Source organism: Streptomyces sp. RLA012, from assembly GCF_056270325.1.
Map to the genome: position 1 here is coordinate 11,162,043 of NZ_JBWDPA010000002.1, position 17,098 is coordinate 11,179,140.

Annotated in this window: 13 protein-coding genes and 3 pseudogenes; 10 read left to right on the forward strand and 6 right to left on the reverse strand. The window is 70.8% G+C overall.

Annotation, left to right across the window (positions count from 1 at the left end; genetic code table 11):
- Positions 1 to 7: 7 nt before the first annotated feature.
- Positions 8 to 1,906 carry a molecular chaperone DnaK gene (gene dnaK / locus RV986_RS50735; RefSeq protein ID WP_475923886.1) on the reverse strand — a complete coding sequence of 633 codons (1,899 nt, stop codon included), beginning with the start codon at positions 1,904 to 1,906 and terminating at the stop codon, positions 8 to 10.
- A gap of 292 nt (positions 1,907 to 2,198) precedes the next feature.
- Between dnaK and RV986_RS50740 the strand changes: the two genes are divergently transcribed.
- Positions 2,199 to 4,025 carry a PucR family transcriptional regulator gene (locus tag RV986_RS50740; protein WP_475923887.1) on the forward strand — a complete coding sequence of 609 codons (1,827 nt, stop codon included), beginning with the start codon at positions 2,199 to 2,201 and terminating at the stop codon, positions 4,023 to 4,025.
- A 12-nt stretch (positions 4,026 to 4,037) separates the two neighbouring features.
- Here the strand turns inward: RV986_RS50740 and RV986_RS50745 are convergent, their stop codons facing one another.
- A complete protein-coding gene (locus RV986_RS50745) occupies positions 4,038 to 4,775 on the reverse strand; it encodes a hypothetical protein (RefSeq protein ID WP_475923888.1) in 738 nt (245 codons plus the stop codon).
- 524 nt (positions 4,776 to 5,299) lie between these two features.
- Here RV986_RS50745 and RV986_RS50750 point away from each other — a divergent pair.
- Positions 5,300 to 5,515, forward strand: a complete 216-nt coding sequence (locus RV986_RS50750) for a hypothetical protein (protein WP_475923889.1) — start codon at positions 5,300 to 5,302, stop codon at positions 5,513 to 5,515.
- A 179-nt stretch (positions 5,516 to 5,694) separates the two neighbouring features.
- Here the strand turns inward: RV986_RS50750 and RV986_RS50755 are convergent, their stop codons facing one another.
- Complete coding sequence (locus RV986_RS50755; RefSeq protein ID WP_475923890.1) at positions 5,695 to 6,315, reverse strand: L-threonylcarbamoyladenylate synthase; 621 nt, start codon at positions 6,313 to 6,315, stop codon at positions 5,695 to 5,697.
- A 153-nt stretch (positions 6,316 to 6,468) separates the two neighbouring features.
- On the opposite strand from RV986_RS50755, the gene RV986_RS50760 reads away from it, so the two are divergent.
- The 5 genes from RV986_RS50760 to RV986_RS50780 all read left to right on the forward strand — a co-directional run bounded on the left by RV986_RS50760 (position 6,469) and on the right by RV986_RS50780 (position 9,981).
- A complete protein-coding gene (locus tag RV986_RS50760; RefSeq protein ID WP_475923891.1) occupies positions 6,469 to 6,708 on the forward strand; it encodes a hypothetical protein in 240 nt (79 codons plus the stop codon).
- Complete coding sequence (locus RV986_RS50765; RefSeq protein ID WP_475923892.1) at positions 6,708 to 7,085, forward strand: toxin Doc; 378 nt, start codon at positions 6,708 to 6,710, stop codon at positions 7,083 to 7,085. The genes RV986_RS50760 and RV986_RS50765 overlap by 1 nt, the downstream gene beginning before the upstream one ends.
- A gap of 163 nt (positions 7,086 to 7,248) precedes the next feature.
- Entirely contained in the window at positions 7,249 to 8,247 is a 999-nt protein-coding gene (locus RV986_RS50770; RefSeq protein WP_475923893.1) for a zinc-binding dehydrogenase, read from the forward strand.
- A 216-nt stretch (positions 8,248 to 8,463) separates the two neighbouring features.
- Complete coding sequence (locus RV986_RS50775; RefSeq protein ID WP_475923894.1) at positions 8,464 to 8,874, forward strand: DUF2255 family protein; 411 nt, start codon at positions 8,464 to 8,466, stop codon at positions 8,872 to 8,874.
- Between the two features lie 63 nt (positions 8,875 to 8,937).
- On the forward strand, positions 8,938 to 9,981 hold the full coding sequence (locus RV986_RS50780; RefSeq protein WP_475923895.1) for an NAD(P)-dependent alcohol dehydrogenase: 1,044 nt from the start codon (positions 8,938 to 8,940) through the stop codon (positions 9,979 to 9,981).
- 171 nt (positions 9,982 to 10,152) lie between these two features.
- On the opposite strand, the pseudogene RV986_RS50785 reads toward RV986_RS50780, so the two are convergent.
- Positions 10,153 to 11,028: pseudogene (locus RV986_RS50785) on the reverse strand (helix-turn-helix transcriptional regulator); the annotation flags it as partial.
- A 175-nt stretch (positions 11,029 to 11,203) separates the two neighbouring features.
- On the opposite strand from RV986_RS50785, the pseudogene RV986_RS50790 reads away from it, so the two are divergent.
- A pseudogene (locus RV986_RS50790) lies at positions 11,204 to 11,777 on the forward strand (MmyB family transcriptional regulator); the annotation flags it as partial.
- Positions 11,778 to 11,873: 96 nt separating this feature from the next.
- Here RV986_RS50790 and gndA read toward each other — a convergent pair.
- Positions 11,874 to 13,313: an NADP-dependent phosphogluconate dehydrogenase gene (gene gndA / locus RV986_RS50795; RefSeq protein ID WP_475923896.1), complete on the reverse strand. Its 1,440-nt coding sequence runs from the start codon at positions 13,311 to 13,313 to the stop codon at positions 11,874 to 11,876.
- 510 nt (positions 13,314 to 13,823) lie between these two features.
- The gene (locus RV986_RS50800) at positions 13,824 to 15,158 is read right to left on the reverse strand and encodes an aminomethyl transferase family protein (RefSeq protein WP_475923897.1); all 1,335 of its coding nucleotides are present in this window, start codon (positions 15,156 to 15,158) and stop codon (positions 13,824 to 13,826) included.
- 317 nt (positions 15,159 to 15,475) lie between these two features.
- On the opposite strand from RV986_RS50800, the gene RV986_RS50805 reads away from it, so the two are divergent.
- Both RV986_RS50805 and RV986_RS50810 read left to right on the forward strand, forming a co-directional pair.
- The gene (locus RV986_RS50805) at positions 15,476 to 16,384 is read left to right on the forward strand and encodes a LacI family DNA-binding transcriptional regulator (protein WP_475923898.1); all 909 of its coding nucleotides are present in this window, start codon (positions 15,476 to 15,478) and stop codon (positions 16,382 to 16,384) included.
- Positions 16,385 to 16,696: 312 nt separating this feature from the next.
- Positions 16,697 to 16,990: pseudogene (locus tag RV986_RS50810) on the forward strand (P-loop NTPase family protein); the annotation flags it as partial.
- Between the last annotated feature and the right edge of the window lie 108 nt (positions 16,991 to 17,098).

Below are 17,098 nucleotides of genomic sequence, written 5' to 3' on the forward strand. Positions count from 1 at the left end.
CCGCTCCTCAGCTCTTGTCGAATTCCGCGTCGATCACGTCGTCGCCGGCTCCCGCCGAGACGCCTGCGGTGTCCTCCGTCCCGGCTCCGGCCCGGGGCTGTTCGGCCGCGCCCGCCTGATGCTGGGCGAGTGACGCCAGCACCTGCTGCAGCTCGGAGGTCAGCGGCCTGGCCTTGTCCGGCGGCGCCTGCTGCTGGACCGCCTCCCGCGCGTCCGCGACGAGCATGTCGGCGCGGGCCCGCTCGTGCGAGGGCACCGTGTCGCCCAGCTCGTTCAGCCGGCGCTCGACCTGGTAGGCGACCGCGTCGAGTTCGTTGCGGGCGTCCACGGCGTCGCGCAGCGCCTGGTCCTCGCCGCGGTGCTGCTCGGCCTCCTGGACCATCCGCTCGACCTCGCTCTGGTCGAGGTTGGAACCCTCGCTGATGGTGATGGTCTGTTCCTTGCCGGTGTCCTTGTCGCGTGCGGTGACGTTGAGGATGCCGTTGGCGTCGATGTCGAAGGTGACCTCGACCTGCGGCTCACCGCGCGGTGCCGGGCGGATGTCCTTCAGTTGGAACCGGCCCAGGACCCGGTTGTCGGCGGCCATCTCGCGCTCGCCCTGCAGGACGACGACGTCGACGGCCTCCTGGTGGTCCTCCGCCGTGGAGAAGGTCTCCGAGCGCCGGACGGGGATCGTGGTGTTCCGGTCGATGATCTTCGTCATCACGCCGCCGCGGGTCTCCACGCCCAGCGAGAGCGGTGTCACATCGAGCAGCAGGACGTCCTTGACCTCGCCCTTGAGCACACCCGCCTGGATCGCCGCGCCCAGCGCCACGACCTCGTCGGGGTTCACGCTCATGTTCGGGTCCTTGCCGCCGGTCAGTCGGCGGACCAGGTTCTGCACGGCCGGAATACGGGTCGAGCCGCCCACGAGGATGACCTCGTCGATGTCGCTCTCGCTGACCTTGGCGTCGGACATCGCCTGCTTGACCGGCTCCATGGTCCGCTCGACGAGATCAGCGGTGATCTGGTCGAACTTGGACCGCATCACGGTCTCGGTGAGGTGCTTGGGACCGGCGGCGTCGGCGGTGATGAACGGCAGGCTGACCTGCGTCTGTGTCACCGAGCTGAGCTCGGTCTTGGCCTTCTCCGCCGCTTCGAACAGCCGTTGCAGGGCCTGCGGGTCCTTGCGCAGGTCGATGCCGTTCTCCTGCTGGAAGGTGTCGGCGAGCAGGTCGACGAGCCGCCGGTCGAAGTCGTCGCCGCCCAGGTGGCTGTCACCCGCGGTCGAGCGCACTTCCACGACCCCGTCGCCGACGTCCAGGATGCTCACGTCGAAGGTGCCGCCGCCGAGGTCGAAGACGAGCACCGTCTCGTGCTGCTTCTTGTCCATGCCGTACGCCAGTGCCGCCGCCGTCGGCTCGTTGATGATCCGCAGCACTTCGAGGCCCGCGATACGCCCCGCGTCCTTGGTCGCCTGGCGCTGGGCGTCGTTGAAGTACGCGGGCACGGTGATGACGGCCTCGGTGACCTTCTCGCCCAGCTGCTTGCCCGCGTCGTCGGCCAGCTTGCGCAGCACGAGGGCGCTGATCTCCTCCGGCGCGTACAGCTTGTCGCGCACCTTGAAGCGCGCGACCCCGCCCTCGCCCTCGAAGACGTCGTACGCCACCGCCTTGGCCTCGTCGGATATCTCGTCGTAGTGCCGGCCGACGAACCGCTTGGCCGAGTAGATGGTGCCCTTGGGGTTGAGGATCGCCTGGCGCCTGGCGAGCTGTCCCACCAGCCGTTCGCCCCCTTCGGTGAAGGCGACGATGGAGGGTGTCGTGCGCGAGCCCTCGGCGTTCGGTACGACGGTCGGTTCACCGCCCTCCCACACGGCGATCACCGAGTTGGTGGTGCCCAGATCGATTCCGACTGCCTTGCTCATGAGGAACTCCTTCGCCTGCCACCCCCGGCGTCCGCCCGTGGTCCGGTGGCGGCGGTTGTCCTGCGGCGGTTGTCTTCAGGTGACGTCGCGTGTCCGCGGGCGTCCGTCGGCGGACACGGGTCGTGGGTTCCGTCCCTGCCAGGGTGGTACGGGACCACAGCCGGCGCCTGCCCCCGGCGGGGCGAAATTCGGGCCCTCGCCTCCACCTGGGAGTGCAGGGGACCGCGCCCCGGTCGTACGTGGACCGTCGGCACCAGAAGCGATAAAACTGAGCGAAAGATAGTATTACGCCATGCCTGGCACGGCCGACGACGCGTCCGGCGCGGCGCACCAGAGCATCGCGCCCCGCGACCCCGGCAACCAGGCGCCGGTCACCGGCCCGGGCGGCTGGGGACGCAAGCAGCTGGCGAGCCTGTACGACGTGTTCGTGCTGGCCATGGCCATGCTCGACGGCCGTCCGGTGGACGAGATCCTCCAGCTGGCCATGGACCAGGTACCACGCCTCGTCGACTGCCGGCCCGAGGGCTGCTACATGCTGAGAAACGACCGTTTCGAGCTCACGGCCACACCGAGTGCGGAGTCCCTCGGCGGCCGGGCACGGTTCGAGCTGCCCGAGGCGGTGGAACAGCTGGCCGCGCTCGAAGGGGAGGACGGTACCGTCCGCTTCCGGGAGGGCGGCTGGGGCTGGGCGGCGGGCCTGCGCAGCTCCGGCGGGCTGCTCGGCTACCTGCTCGTCAGCGCCCGCAGACCACTTCCTGACGAGGACCGCTTCCTCGTCTCCGCCCTCGCCCGGCCGACCGGCGCCGCCCTCTACAACGCCGAGGCCCGCCGCCGCGACCGCGAGTACGCCCGACAGCTGTTCCGGGCGATCGAGGAGCGGGACGCGGTCAACGAACGGCTCACCGCGCTGGTGGCGGAGCTGGAGGGACAGCGCACCGTGCACGACGTCCTCGCACGGACCCATGTCACCGAGGAGGGGGCGAACGGCATCGCCGCCGCCGTGTACGAGCTGACCGGACTCGCCACCTGCGTCGAGGACCGTTTCGGGAACCTCCTCGCCCGGGCCGGGCCGGTCCCGCCCGAGGCCGGCACGAAGCCCGATCCGCTGCTGCGCGAGCAACTCGTGCGGGACGCGATGCGCGCGCTGGCGCCGGTCCGTCACGAGGGACGCCTCATCGGACTGGCCTGCCACCACGGCGAGGCCCTCGGCACCATCGAGCTCATCGACCCCGGCGGCACGGCGGGCGAGGCCGAGGTGTTCGCCCTCGGACACGCGTGCACGGCCCTGTCCCTGGAACTGGCCCATCGCCGCAGTCTGGCCGAGGCCGAACTGCGCCTGCGCCGGGACCTGGTGGACGATCTGCTCAGCGGCACCGACGACGGCGGCGCCTATGCCAGGGCCGAGGCCGTCGGCCACGACCTGCACGGACCGCACCATGTCGCGGTCGCCCAGTGGCAGGGAACGCCCGCCGACGACCGCTTCCTCGAAGCGGTCGGCCGTGCCGCACAGGGACGGGGGCTGCGGGCACTGCTGACCCGACGCGCGGAGATGGCGGTGCTCGTCGTCCGGGGCGAGCCGCGCGACGCGGGTCTGTACGAGGCCCTCGCCGACGAACTGGGCTCCCGGCACGGCGTGGTGGGCATCGGCAGCCGGTGCGAGGCGGCGGCGGACATTCCGCACTCCTTCGACCAGGCCGTCCGCGCGCTGGCCGTACGCCGCCGGTCGCACCCGCCGGACGGCACCACCGCCTACGCGGAACTGGGCCTCTACCGCATCCTGGCCAGGGACAACGGCGCGCGGGACGTCACCGTGTTCCTCCGCGAGTGGCTCGGCGCGCTCCTCGACTACGACGACGCCCACGGCACCGACCTGGTGCACACCCTCACCCAGTACTTCGACCACGGCGGCAACTACGACGAGACGGCCCGGGCCCTCGCCGTCCACCGCAGCACGCTCCGCTACCGGTTGCAGCGCATCCGGGAGGTCGGCGGGCGCCGGCTCGACGACGTCGACAGCCGGTTCAACCTCCAGGTCGCCACCCGGATCTGGAAGGTCAGCGGCCCCGCACCGGACGGGACCGCGCCCACCGGCCCGCCGGGCGAGGACGGATCCCGGTGACGGCCGGGACGCTCAACGGGGCGGCAGTGTGATGTCGTGCCCCCTGTCCCACAGCGACTGGTGGTACTTCCGGAGGTACTCGCCCAGCCTGGGGCTGCGCAGACTGAACCCACTGACGACATAGGGGTCGGTTCCGGCGGTGACGAAGATCCGCTCCTTGTCGATGATCGAGACACTCAGGACATCACCCCGGACGTCCACGATCCGCACCATGTATCTGGCTCGGTGATCGTTTGCCAGCCGGCGCTGGGCCTCCTTCCACGACGCCAGAGCAGGCGTGTCCTCCGAGGTGACCACACGGCGCAACTGGTGGGTGGGAGCGGCCAGGACCCACTCCTCGCAGGTGGCGAAGTAGTCGTGGACGACCGGACTGTTCAACTCGTCCGGACCGTAACGGCGGAAATAGCTGACCAGAACCTCTTCCTTGGCCTGACTCACCTGGTGGGCGAGTGCCCGGTAGAAGAGTTCGTGATGATGGTAGAACTGCAGTTCACTGACGCCGTCGAAGGCTTGTTGTATCGCCGAGAGCTGCGATTCCACCGCGGTGATCTGGGCGGCGGATCGCCGGTCTCGTTCGATCTGGCTGTAACCGATGATCCCCAGCACCCCGAGAACACCGGCTGCCGCGTAGTCGGAGCTCATCACACCCAGCGAGTCCAGCACGGTCAGCACCACCCCCAGCCCGACCGGGACCGCGACCTCCCAGACCCGCCGAGTCCGCGCCCCCACGTCAGGTAACCCTTCGGCCATGGCTTTCTCCCCCCGAAGTCTTTCGTACCGATCTCAGTGTCCATGCTGGGGACGCCGGTGAACGGCTCTTGGATTTACCCGCAGGTGGCGTCACGCGGCGGCTACCTTGCTTCTGGGGAAGGGATTCGCCAGTGGCGGCGGAGGGAAGCGGATGACGGGGCTGGAATGGATGTACGGAAGGGATCTGCCGCTGCTGAGTCTCACGTTCGCGCGTGATGTTCCGGCGCGGGGACTCCTGGAGCGGATGGGCGCCGACCCCGCCTCACTCGCCGTGCGTGACCAGGATGATTTCCTCGACGACTTCGGAGACGTTCTCCACGACGGACATGCGTATGTGGTCAGCGCGGGACGGTACGGCCGGTGGGCGTGGGCCTGGGAACACGCCAGTCGGCGATGCGTGGAGGACGAACATCTCGTCTGCCGGATCTCCGTGGGCACGGCGGCCCTGGTGCTGCACGCCGCCGGGCCCCGGGTGGAGTTCGGCTACGCCGAGGACGGTCGGCGCGTGACGGGCGTCAAGCACGTTGCTGGGGCTGGCTCCGGAGCACCGCATCGGCCACGACCCGTACCGTTTCGACGCCGCACTCCAGGCGCTGGGAGCCGACTTCGACGCCGACGATCCCGGCCCGCTGGGGACACGCGGCCTCTTCTTCCGCCTCGCCGAACACCTCGGCATCGGCCTTCCCCACGCGGACCTCGTCACCAACCCGGTGCTCAGCGGCCGACTCCGTCCCGGCTGACCGGCCGGTCGGCCTCCCGGGCGGCCTGGGCATCAACGAGGTCTACCAGGACTGACGACCTCGCTGGCCAGGAGCGCCACGCCTGAGGGCGGGACCTCCTGAAGGGCCCGCTGAACGGCACGGGTCGTGAACCGAACCGTGCGGGCCCTCGACCGGCGTGGCCCGGCGGCGGAGGTGGGCTACTCGAACCGGGACGGGTCGCCCGCTCCCCGCCGTACGATCTCGGCCTCCCCTTGCGAGAAGTCGATGACGGTGGTCGGCTCGACGCCGCAGTCGCCGGAGTCGAGGACCGCCTCCACCGCGTGATCGAGTTCCTCCTTGATCTCCCAGCCCTGGGTCAGGGGCTTTTCCTGGTCGGGGAGGAGCAGGGTGCTCGACAGCAGGGGTTCGCCGAGTTCGGCGAGGAGCGCCTGGGCGACGACATGGTCGGGGATCCGTACGCCGACGGTCTTCTTCTTCGGATGCAGCAGCCTGCGTGGTGCCTCCTTCGTCGCCGGGAGGACGAAGGTGTAACTGCCCGGCGTCGAGGCCTTGATCGCGCGGAACACCGCGTTGTCGAGGCGTACGAACTGGGCCAGCTGCGCGAAGTCCTGGCACATCAGGGTGAAGTGGTGCCGGTCGTCGAGCCGGCGGATCGAGCGGATCCGGTCGAGTCCGTCCCGGTTCCCCAGCTGGCATCCGAGGGCGAAGCAGGAGTCGGTCGGGTAGGCGACCAGACCACCGTCACGGATGATCTCGGCCACCTGGCTGATGGTGCGCTGCTGCGGGTTCTCCGGGTGCACGTCGAAGTACTTGGCCATGCCGTCGAGCTTAGATCGGCGGCATCGCGGCTGTGTTCCGCCCACGCGTGGCGGGACCGCCGAGTCGGCGGGATCCAGCGTCACGACGGGGTCGGCGCGAGCGGCCGGTCCTCGGGCCTCCCGGTGGTGGTACCAACCAGGTACCATCGGTGTATGCCATCGCTGAACGTGACCTTCACCGAAGAGGAACTCGAGGGCGTGCGCGCGGCCGCCGCGGCCGACGGCAAGAGCCTCAAGCAGTATCTGCACGACCTCGGCGTCCGCGAGATGCAGCGCAAGCAGTTCGTCGTCGGGGCCACCACCTGGGCCGACCGGCTGCGCGACGAGTTCGACGACGCCTTCCCCGACGAGGTGCCGCCCGCCGAGCGCCAGGACGGATCCGCGGCCGCCTGATGCACCTCACCATCGACGTCGCCTGGCTGCTCGATGTCCAGGAGTCCGCACTCGCCCGCGAGGACATGTCCGTCTCGGACTACTCCGCGCTCGTGGCGGCCGTCGCCCGGCACCGGACCAAGCTGCCGACGCTCGCCGAGTCCGACCCGGACGCCGCCTGGCGCGCGGCGGCACTGATGCACACCATCGTGCGCCTGGAGCCGCTCCCGCACCGCAACAGCCTCTTCGCCGCGTTCGTCGCCGCCCAGTACATGGGCCAGTCCGGCGAGGGCATCGACCCGCCCTACGGAGCCCTGTCCGACCTCGTGCGCAAGATCCGCGACACCCGCGTCGGCGTCCTCGCCGTCGCCGACCAGCTGCGCTCCTGGAAGGTCTGACCCACCGCGCGGCCCGGGCGGCCGGCACCACAGAAACGCGTGAGAGTGCGAGCCCCGATAGCGGGGCCGATAATTTCCGGGTGACCGAAAACTCTCTTCAGCAGCAGTGGGCAGCCGTCTGAATTCCCTGCCATTCCGGATCGAACCCGGCGCTGTCCGTGCCTTGTCAGCAACCGCAGGACGAATCGATCGTTCGTGCATCTGCGGAAGCGACCTGTGGCCGTACGGGTCGCGGCCGCTCACCGAGCACGGTGACCGCATCGGCCACGAGTTCCTCGCCGTGGTGGAGGAGGTCGGCTCGGACGTGTCCACGCTGAAGGCCGGTGACCTGGTGGTCGCGCCGTTCGTGTGGTCGGACAACACCTGCGATTTCTGCCGCGAGGGTCTGCACACCTCGTGCCGGCACGGTGGGTTCTGGGCCGCGGACGGGGTGGACGGCGGTCAGGGCGAGGCGGTGCGGGTGCCGCAGGCCCGGGGCACGCTGGTGAAGCTGCCCGTGGACGAGGACTCCGCGCTGCTGCCCTCGCTGCTCACCCTGTCGGACGTGCTCTGCACCGGCCACCACTCCGCCGTGACGGCGGGTGTCGACGCCCGTACGACCGTGACCGTGGTCGGTGACGGCGCGGTCGGCCTGTCGGCCGTGCTGTCCGCCCGGCGGCTCGGCGCCATGGGGGTGCCCCCGGTCGAGCGAAGCCGAGACTGGGGGAGGATCATTCTGATGGGACGGCACACGGACCGTACCGACCTCGGCCTCGACTTCGGCGCGACCGACGTCGTCTCCGAGCGCGGCGACGAGGGCATCGAGCGGGTCCGGGAGCTGACCGGCGGCGACGGCACACACGCCGTGCTGGAGTGCGTCGGCACCCTGCCGGCGCTGGAGATGTCGCTGGGTGTGGTGCGCGCCGGTGGCACGGTGAGCCGGGTCGGTGCCCCGCTGTACGAGCAGGTGCCGCTGGCCGTCCCGGAGTTCATGAACAACATCACCCTCACGGGTGGGGTGGCTCCGGCCCGCGCCTACATCGAGGAACTCCTCCCCGACGTCCTGGAGGGGAGGATCGAGCCGGGCCGGGTCTTCGACCGCACGGTGAGCCTGGACGACGTCCCCGACGGTTACCGCGCGATGGCCGCCCGCGAGGCACTCATGGTACTCGTCCAGCCCTGAGCCCCAGCCTTGAGCCCAGCCCCGAGCCCAGCCCGGAGTAGGGGCCCGAACACACTCCGGTACCCCCTGCGCGGGAGCCGTGTGAGGGGCCCTGTCATACCCCGGAACACCACTCCCCGGAACAGCGCGGTCTGCCGGGATGCGGCCCCGGCGAGCAGGCTGGATGCTCGTTGGAGATCCCCTCCTGCTGTCGTCGAGCATCAAGGAGACGAACCCATGACCGCCCCATCGAAGGCCGCGTCGGCATGGACGAGCGACGAGCTCGACCGGATCGGAGCGGCCGAGGAGCTGGACCTCGCGTCCGTGCGAGGCGACGGCACGCTGAGCGGCCCACGGACGATCTGGGTCGTCCGCGTCGGCGACTACATCCACGTCCGCTCCGTCAACGGGCCCGGCTCCGACTGGTACCGCGGCACCCGCACCCGCCACGAGGCCCGCATCGAGGCCGACGGCGTCGAGCAGGACGTCACCCTCGTCGACGTCGACGGCGAGATCAACGACGCGGTCGACGCCGCCTACCGCACCAAGTACGCCCGCTACTCCGCGCGGACCATCGCGCGCATCACGAGCCCCGTCGCGGGCTCGACCACGATGCGCCTGGTGCCGCGGCCGGCGGCGGACGCATAGCAGGACTTCGGCAGCCCACCGGTTGCTGAGAAGCATCAGTTCGGAACCACCCCCTGGAGAATCGTGCTCACCGTCAACGCGTACGCCGCCACGTCCGCGACCGAACCGCTCGCGCCGACCACCGTCGAGCGCCGTGACGTCGGCCCGCACGACGTCCTCATCGAGATCAAGTACTGCGGCATCTGCCACTCCGACATCCACAACGCCCGCAGCGAATGGGGCCCGGCGGCCTATCCCATGGTCCCCGGCCACGAGATCGCCGGCCTCGTCACCGAGGTCGGCTCCGAGGTCACCAGGTACGCCGTCGGCGACCGGGTCGGCGTCGGCTGCATGGTCAACTCCTGCCGCGCGTGCGCGCCCTGTCTGCGCGGCGAGGAGCAGTACTGCCAGAAGGGCAACACCCTCACCTACGGGTCCATCGACGTCGACGGCACGCTCACCCAGGGCGGCTACTCCACCCATGTCGTCGTGAACGACGACTTCGTCGTCGCCATCCCCGAGGGCATCGGCCTCGACGAGGCCGCGCCGCTGCTGTGCGCGGGCATCACCACCTACGCGCCGCTGCGCCGCTGGGGCGCGGGCCCCGGCAAGAAGGTCGCGGTCATCGGCCTCGGCGGACTCGGCCACATGGCCGTCAAGCTCGCGCACGCGATGGGCGCCGAGGTCACCGTCCTGTCGCAGTCGCTGAAGAAGGTGGACGACGGTGTGCGACTGGGCGCCGACCACTACTTCGCCACCAGCGACCCGGCCACCTTCGAACAGCTCGCCGGCACCTTCGACCTCATCGTCAACACGGTGAGCGCGAAGCTCGACCTGGACGCGTATCTCTCACTGGTGGCCGTGGGCGGCGCGATGGTCAGCGTCGGCGCTCCGGCGGAGCCGCTGTCACTGAACGTGTTCTCGCTGATCATGCAGGGCCGGACGTACTCCGGTTCGCTGATCGGCGGCATCCGTGAGACACAGGAGATGCTCGACTTCTGCGCCGGGCACGGCATCGGCGCCGAGGTCGAGGTCATCCCGGCCGACCAGATCAACGAGGCCTACGAGCGGGTCCTGGCCTCCGACGTGCGCTACCGCTTCGTGATCGACACGTCGACGCTCGTCTGACCCACCGCGGCACCGTCCGCCCCGGACCACCCCGTACGAGGAGCCGCCCCCCGAGACCCTCGTACGGGGTGCCGTCGCGGCCTCCCGCGGGCCGACCGGGCCCGGCACGGAGCCTACGCGCCGGCCGCCCGCGGCGGGACTCCCGGCCGGCGGCCCGTGCGCGGAGGTCTTCCCGGCGTCCTCGGGCACGGCGGCATCGAGCAGCAGCATCGCGTCGTACTCCGGGGTACCGGGTGCGGCGTAGTAGGCGACCAGCCGGTGACCCGGGGTGCCTTCGAGTTGCATGGACTGATAGCCGAGGGTGACGTCTCCGGTCCGAGGGTGGTGGAAGGTCTTCAGGCCGGAGGAGTGTCCCTGCACGTCGTACGCCTCCCACAGCCGCGCGAAGTCCGGGCTCTTGAGCAGGAGTTCGTCGACCAGGCCGGTGAGGTCGGGCGCACCGGGCTCGATGCCGGCCAGGGTGCGCAGCCGGGCGACGCAGCCGCGGATCTGGTTCTCCCAGTCGTCGAAGAGCGCGCGGGCGGCCGGATGGAGGAAGACGTACCGCACGATGTTGCGCTGCTTGACGGGCCAGTCCTCCAGCCCGGCCATCAGCCGCAGCCCGCCCGGGTTGGTCGCGACCACCTCCATGGTGCGGCTGACGACGTGCGCGGGGTTGGGCCGCATGGCCTCCAGCAGCAGTTCGACGCCGGGATGCACGGAGGGGCCGGGCACGGCCGACGGCGCGGGCGTGGAGCGGGCGGCGTGTGCGGCGAGGTCGCGCAGATGCTCGTGCCCCGACTCCTCCAGACGGAGGGCGGCGGCGAGGGAGTCGACCACGGACGGGCTCGGGTTGTTCTCCTTGCCGCGCTCAAGCCGCGTGTAGTAGTCGATGCTCACCCCGGCCAGCGTGGCCAGTTCCTCGCGGCGCAGCCCGGGCGTGCGGCGCCGTCCGGGGCCCTGCGGGAGGCCGACGTCGGCAGGGGTCACCCGGGCGCGGCGGGCGCGCAGGAAGCGTCCCAGCTCGCTGCCGCCGGCTGTGCCTCCGCTGTGCTGCTCACGTGCCATGCCGTCCAGTCTGGCAGCCCCGCGATCCGGGAGACAGCCACGTGAGGGGCCCTGCCACACCCCCGAACACCGCTCCCCGGTACAGCGCGGGCGGCGGAGCCAGCAGCTCGGCGCCCGACCGGCGCCGGCGGCCGCCGTGCTCGGCTTCTTCGCCATCACCGTCGACGCCCTCGGCCTGGCCGGGATCAGCATTGACGACTGCACGCGCCTGGAGCGCGGCCGGGAAACCCGCCCCAGCCCGTCCGTGGTCGACGGCGTCGCACGGGCACTCCTGCCGGAGGAGGACGAGCACGAGCACCTGCGCAGCCTGGCCGCGCTCGCCGCCCGAACCGCTCCCGAGCCCCCGGCGGCGCCCAGCCGGAGTGTGCGGCCCGGCGTCAAGCTGCTGCTGGAGAGCCTGCGGCCGCACCCCGCCTACGTGGTCAGCCGCACCAACGACCTGCTCGCCGCGAACCCCGGCGGCCCACGGCTGCTCGTCGGCATCGAGGAATGGTCGGCCAGGCACCGCAACATGGCGCGTGACGTCTTCCTCCACCCCGCGGCCCGTGAGGTCTTCGCCGACGCACCCCGAGGTCGGCGGACTCACCCTCGGCTACGAGTCCATGCAGCTGGAAGGCACCCCCGGCCACCGCCTGATCAGCTACTACGCCGAACCCGGCACCCCGGACCGCGACGCGACGATCCTCCTCGACATGGCCGGACACGAACGGTCCTCGCCGTCGAAGTCCACCGTGGCGCCGCGGAACTGACGGGTCGCCATCGCCTCACCTGCCGCTTCCCGTCCGACGCCCGGTGGTCGCACCGGGCGCCGGACGGTTGCCCGGCGGCTCGCCTGTTGGCTGTCGTCAGTCCGTCGTCTCGGGGCGGTCGGGGTGGGCCCAGTGGGTGTGGAAGGAGCCTTCGCGGTCGGTGCGCCGGTAGGTGTGGGCGCCGAAGTAGTCGCGCTGGCCCTGCAGGAGGGCGGCGGGCAGCCGTTCGGCGCGCAGGGTGTCGTAGTGGGCGAGTGCGGCGGAGAAGGCGGGGACGGGGATGCCGCGGCGGGCGGCGGAGGCGACGATCTCCCGCCACGGGACCTGGGCGTCGGCGATCTCGTTGGCGAACTCCTTCTCGCCGAGCAGGCTGACCAGGTCCGGGTCGGCGGCGTAGGCGGCGCGGATACGGTCGAGGAAGGAGGCGCGGATGATGCAGCCGCCGCGCCAGATCCGGGCGACGGCGCCCAGGTCGATCTGCCAGCCGTACTCGGCGGCGGCGTCCTGGATCATCTTCCAGCCCTGGTCGTAGGCGATGACCTTCGAGGCGTAGAGGGCGTGTTCGACCTGCGCGGTGAAGCGTGCGGCCTCGGTGCGGCTGAGCGGGGGAGTGGTGCCGCCGGGCAGACCCTGGTACGCGGCACGCAGTTCGCTCTGGCCGGAGGCGGCGCGGGCGAAGGTGGCCTGGGCGATGGCGGTGACCGGGGAGGCCAGGTCCAGGGCGGTCTGCACGGTCCAGCGGCCGGTGCCCTTCTGCCCGGCGGCATCGTCGACGACGTCCACGAACGCCCTGCCGGTGGCCGCGTCGGTGTGGGCGAGGACCTCGGCGGTGATCTCGACCAGGTAGGAGCCGAGCCGGCCCTCGTTCCAGGTGCGGAAGACGTCCGCGATCTCGGCGGGGGTGTAGCCGGCGACCTGGCGGAGCAGGTCGTAGGCCTCGGCGATGAGCTGCATGTCGGCGTACTCGATGCCGTTGTGGACCATCTTGACGAAGTGTCCGGCTCCGTCGGTCCCGATGTGGGTGGCGCAGGGTTCGCCGTCGACCTTGGCGCTGATGCTCTCGAACATCGGGCCGAGGACGTCGTACGACTCCGCCGAGCCGCCGGGCATGATGCTGGGCCCGTTGAGGGCGCCTTCCTCACCCCCGGAGATGCCCGCGCCGACGAAGTGGAGGCCGCGCTCACGCAGGGCGGCCTCGCGGCGGCGGGTGTCGGCGAAGTGGGCGTTGCCGCCGTCGATGATCATGTCGCCGGGCTCCAGGAGCGGGGCGAACTCGTCGATGACGGCGTCGGTGGCCGCGCCCGCCTGCACCATGATCATGAGGCGGCGGGGGCGCTCCAGCGCGGCCACGAACTCCTCGGCCGTCTCGGCCGGAGCGAAGGTGCCCTCGTGGCCGAACTCCTCGACGAGCGCACGGGTGCGGCCTGCGGTGCGGTTGTGGACGGCGACGGTGTAGCCGTTCCGGGCGAAGTTGCGGGCCAGGTTGCGGCCCATCACTCCGAGACCGGTGACGCCGATGGATGCGGATGCGTTCATGGTGCTGCCTGTTCGTCGAATGTCGGGCATGGTCATGGGGCGGGGCGACCCCATGACCATGGGTACGCGGCAGCGGCCGGGTCTTCTCGATGCCGGGGCTACGAATACCTCGGACATTCGCAGAACGGCCGCGTCAGCCACGGTGGTCAGTGGTCGGCGGTCGGCGAGGTTCAGGTGGCCGGGGCGCGTCGGCGCCGGCGCGGTGCCTGTGTGTCGAGCGGCGCGTTCCACCCAGAAGGTGCGGATACCGACGGCGAGCCGGGCGGGAGGAATGGCTGGACGCCGGTCCACGCGTCCGCGACCGGCGCGCACGCCGACCGGGCGGGCGGCGCGGCGCTTGCCCGCAGGGGGGCGGGTCGGCTCCGGGAGCTGGTCACTGCCCGCCCGGTGCAACCCCGCGGGGGCACACCGCGGGGTTGCACCGGGAGGTCGTACCGCGGGGTCGCGCCGCGAGGGTTCGTCGGGACGACCCGGTGCTCACGGCTCGGCCCGGTGGGAACGTCGCTCGGCTCAGGCGTTGCGCCGGTACAGCGTGCGCGCGTGCTGGTTGAACGGCGCGGGCTGGACCGTGGCCCGGATGCGCGGGAATCCGAGATCCGCGTCCGGCGCAGTCCCCGGGCCCGGGTGCTCGCCCCACACGACCGACACCTCGGTGCCCGGCTCGGCGTACCGCTGGTCGATCAGTGTCAGCGACAGGATGCCGCCCACCGGATCGATGGTGGCGGTCTGGAAGGTGACACCGACGAGCCCGGAGTCCGACTCCACCCGGTGCCGGGAGTAGCTGAGCACGAATCCGGGGTCGTCGCCGAGGACTTCGCGGACGTCGTCGGTGTCGAAGACGAGTGTGACCTTCTTGCGCAGGACCTCGTCCTTGGCCTTCCGCAGGGCGTCACGGCCGATGAAGTCGTGGTTGAACGAGATCATCTTGCCGTAGCCGAGTTCGTACGGCGAGCAGTAGTAGTCCTCGATGTCCTCCGCGAAGAAGCTGCCGCCCAGGGGCCGTTGGCCCTCGATGCCGTACAGGGCGATGTGCCTGCGGTACGCGAGCAGCTCCGGGTCGCTGTAGATACCGGGCACCGGCGACGGCACCCAGCCGCTCTCCACGCTGGGTGTGGCGTACGCCAGCGCGCCCACCTGGATGAGGCCGAACGGCTCACCGGCCCGCAGCAGGGCCTCCTTCACCGCGTCGGCGTGCTCCCAGGCGCCGATGAACTCGTAACCGGCCTGTCCCGCCATGCCGTGGCGCAGGGCACGGAAGCTCCGCCCGTCCAGGGTCACGGGGGAGGAGTGGAAGAACTTGGTCGGGGGCAGCGGGCCGCCGAACGCGCGCTCCACGAGCTCGATCGCCAGCGGCCCCTGGATCTGATACCGGAACAGCTTCGGGCCACCACTCTTGCGGAACGCCGACGACGGGTCGGTGACGTAGGTGACGTCGTACCCGCCCTTCTCTCCGTGGTACTGCACCCAGTGCTGCGCGGTGGGTATCCCGCTGAGCGTGTACGAGTTCTCCGCGTCGCGGGACAGGATGCCGTCCGTGACGATGTTGCCGTCCTTGGTCACGGGCACGTACTGCTTGGCCTGCCCGATGGCGAAGTTCTCGAAGTTGTTCGCGCCCAGGTCCGCGAGCAGGCGGGTGGCGTCGGGCCCCTCGACGAACATGTCGTACATGTGGTGCGAGAGATTGAGAAGCGCGACTCCCTCGTGCCATGCGGCCTGTTCCTGACGCCAGCCGACGTACTCGCGCTCGACGACCTCGGGGGTCCAGGGCGCGGCGTTCGGCTTCCACAGCAGTGTGACGGGCGACCCCGCCTTGTCGATGCCGTCCTGAAGACTGGGGGATGCCATACGGCTCCTCTCATCGCCGTCCGCCCCGGGCGACTCGCCACTTCGATCCAGTGGTGCCGCACCTTCGATCCAGTGGTGCCGCACCTCTGCACCGGATCCACACCGGATCGTTCCGGTTCCATGGGTTCCACGGGCAGACGTGTCCGCTAAATCGATCTAGCCGGACCGTAACAGAGGGGATCCGGCGTTGGCGAGAGTCGTGCAATGATCTCTCCGAACGAACTTGGCCGGGGCTGGATTAGGCTGCGCTGCATGGCAGGACGTGGAAGCGGCACGGCACGACGATCCGGGGCGTGGTGATGGTGGGTTCGGGGCGGGTGACGTTGAAAGACGTCGCCGCGGCGAGTGGGGTGTCGCGGGCGACGGTCAGCTTCGTGCTCAACGACGACCCGAACCAGACGATCTCCCATGCCACCCGGGAGCGCGTACGCCAGGCCGCCCGCGAGCTGGGCTATGTGCCGCACGGGATCGCGCGGGCGTTGCGCGAGGGCTCGTCCCGGATCGTCGTCCTCGACATCGACTGGGGCCTCGAAGGCAACTACTCCCGCAGCTACATCCGGGGCCTCGACGACGAACTCGCCGCCCACGACCACGTCCTGCTCGTCCGGCACGGCCACTCCGCGCCACAGTCGACCCAGCAGGTGCTCGACACGATCAACCCGCGCGCCGTGCTCCGGTTCGCCGAGGCCTATATCAGCGGCCACGAGCCCGACGCCGAGGACTGGAAGAACGGCTTCGCCGGGCACGCCGCGCTGCAGATCCGCCACCTCGCCGAGCGCGGCCATACGCACATCGCCATGGCGCTGCCGGACAGCGACTCCCCGCTGACCGAGGTGCGCATGCGTTTCGTCCGGGAGACCGCGCGGACGCTGGGCCTGCCTCCGATCACACCCTTCGTCGTACCGAGGCCAAGAGCGGCCGGCACCGCGGCCGTCGAGGCCTTCCGTGCGGCCCATGAATCCGTCACGGCGGTCGCGGCCTTCGACGACGACGTAGCGCTGCGTACCCTGACCGCCCTGCACGACCTCGGTCTCGCCGTACCCGACGACCTGGCCGTGATCGGCTTCGACGACACCGAGTACGGCGCACTCATCACGCCCGCACTCACCACCGTCCACATCGACGCCGAAGCCCACGGCCGACGAGCCGCACGCACCGCCCTCGGCCTCGACGCGGGTGACATCACCCGGGCGCCCGGGCGCGTGCTCGTCCGTGACTCGGTCTGAGGCCGCACGGCGCCGCTCGGCCGGACCGGCTCGTCTGGGACGCTCACCCCGCAACCGATCACGACCGCGTGGTCGAGCTGCTGATTCGCTCCGGGCCCGTATCCCAGGGGCCCGCTACCGTGAAAAGACGCCTTGTTCCGGGACTCTTGAACTCGGCTCCGGCAGCGCACAACTGATCAGCACCCTCCAGGCGCTCATCCGCCCCATCACCATGTAATTGGGGGGAAAGGTCATCCGTTCGGGCGTCGGAAACGGCCCCGTCCAGGAAGGCCCCAGACGCTGTCACTGGCCGTCGGTAGCGTGATCGTTGTGATGGTGGGCACCGAAGAAACCCGGCTGGCCGTGCTGCGCGGCAACAGCGCCTCGGGGAAGTCGTCCATCACAGCCGGCCTGCGCGAACGGTTCGGCCGCGGCCTGGCCTTGGTCGGCCAGGACAACCTCCGCCGCATCGTGCTCCGCGAGCGCGACCGTCCCGGCGCCGCGAACATCGGGCTGATCGACCTGACCGCCCGCTACGCCCTGGACGCCGGATTCCACGTCGTCATGGAAGGCATCCTCTACGCCGACCACTACGGCGACATGCTCGCGCAGCTGCGCGCCGACCATCCGGTACTGCGCCAGCACGCCCAGCGTCATCCGGTCGCCGCTGCCCGCGTCCACGCCGATCATCATGGATCTGCTCGCTTCCCGTCCGGTGCGGCGCCGGCCTGCCCG

What these genes read in the sequence shown, in the direction of transcription:
- RV986_RS50775 (WP_475923894.1), top strand. Translation starts at nt 8,464, where the DNA reads ATGACCGCCCCATCGAAGGCCGCGTCGGCATGGACGAGCGACGAGCTC.
- RV986_RS50740 (WP_475923887.1), top strand. Translation starts at nt 2,199, where the DNA reads ATGCCTGGCACGGCCGACGACGCGTCCGGCGCGGCGCACCAGAGCATC.
- RV986_RS50745 (WP_475923888.1), bottom strand. Translation starts at nt 4,775, where the DNA reads ATGGCCGAAGGGTTACCTGACGTGGGGGCGCGGACTCGGCGGGTCTGG.
- RV986_RS50755 (WP_475923890.1), bottom strand. Translation starts at nt 6,315, where the DNA reads ATGGCCAAGTACTTCGACGTGCACCCGGAGAACCCGCAGCAGCGCACC.
- dnaK (WP_475923886.1), bottom strand. Translation starts at nt 1,906, where the DNA reads ATGAGCAAGGCAGTCGGAATCGATCTGGGCACCACCAACTCGGTGATC.
- RV986_RS50800 (WP_475923897.1), bottom strand. Translation starts at nt 15,158, where the DNA reads ATGGCATCCCCCAGTCTTCAGGACGGCATCGACAAGGCGGGGTCGCCC.
- RV986_RS50760 (WP_475923891.1), top strand. Translation starts at nt 6,469, where the DNA reads ATGCCATCGCTGAACGTGACCTTCACCGAAGAGGAACTCGAGGGCGTG.
- gndA (WP_475923896.1), bottom strand. Translation starts at nt 13,313, where the DNA reads ATGAACGCATCCGCATCCATCGGCGTCACCGGTCTCGGAGTGATGGGC.
- RV986_RS50765 (WP_475923892.1), top strand. Translation starts at nt 6,708, where the DNA reads ATGCACCTCACCATCGACGTCGCCTGGCTGCTCGATGTCCAGGAGTCC.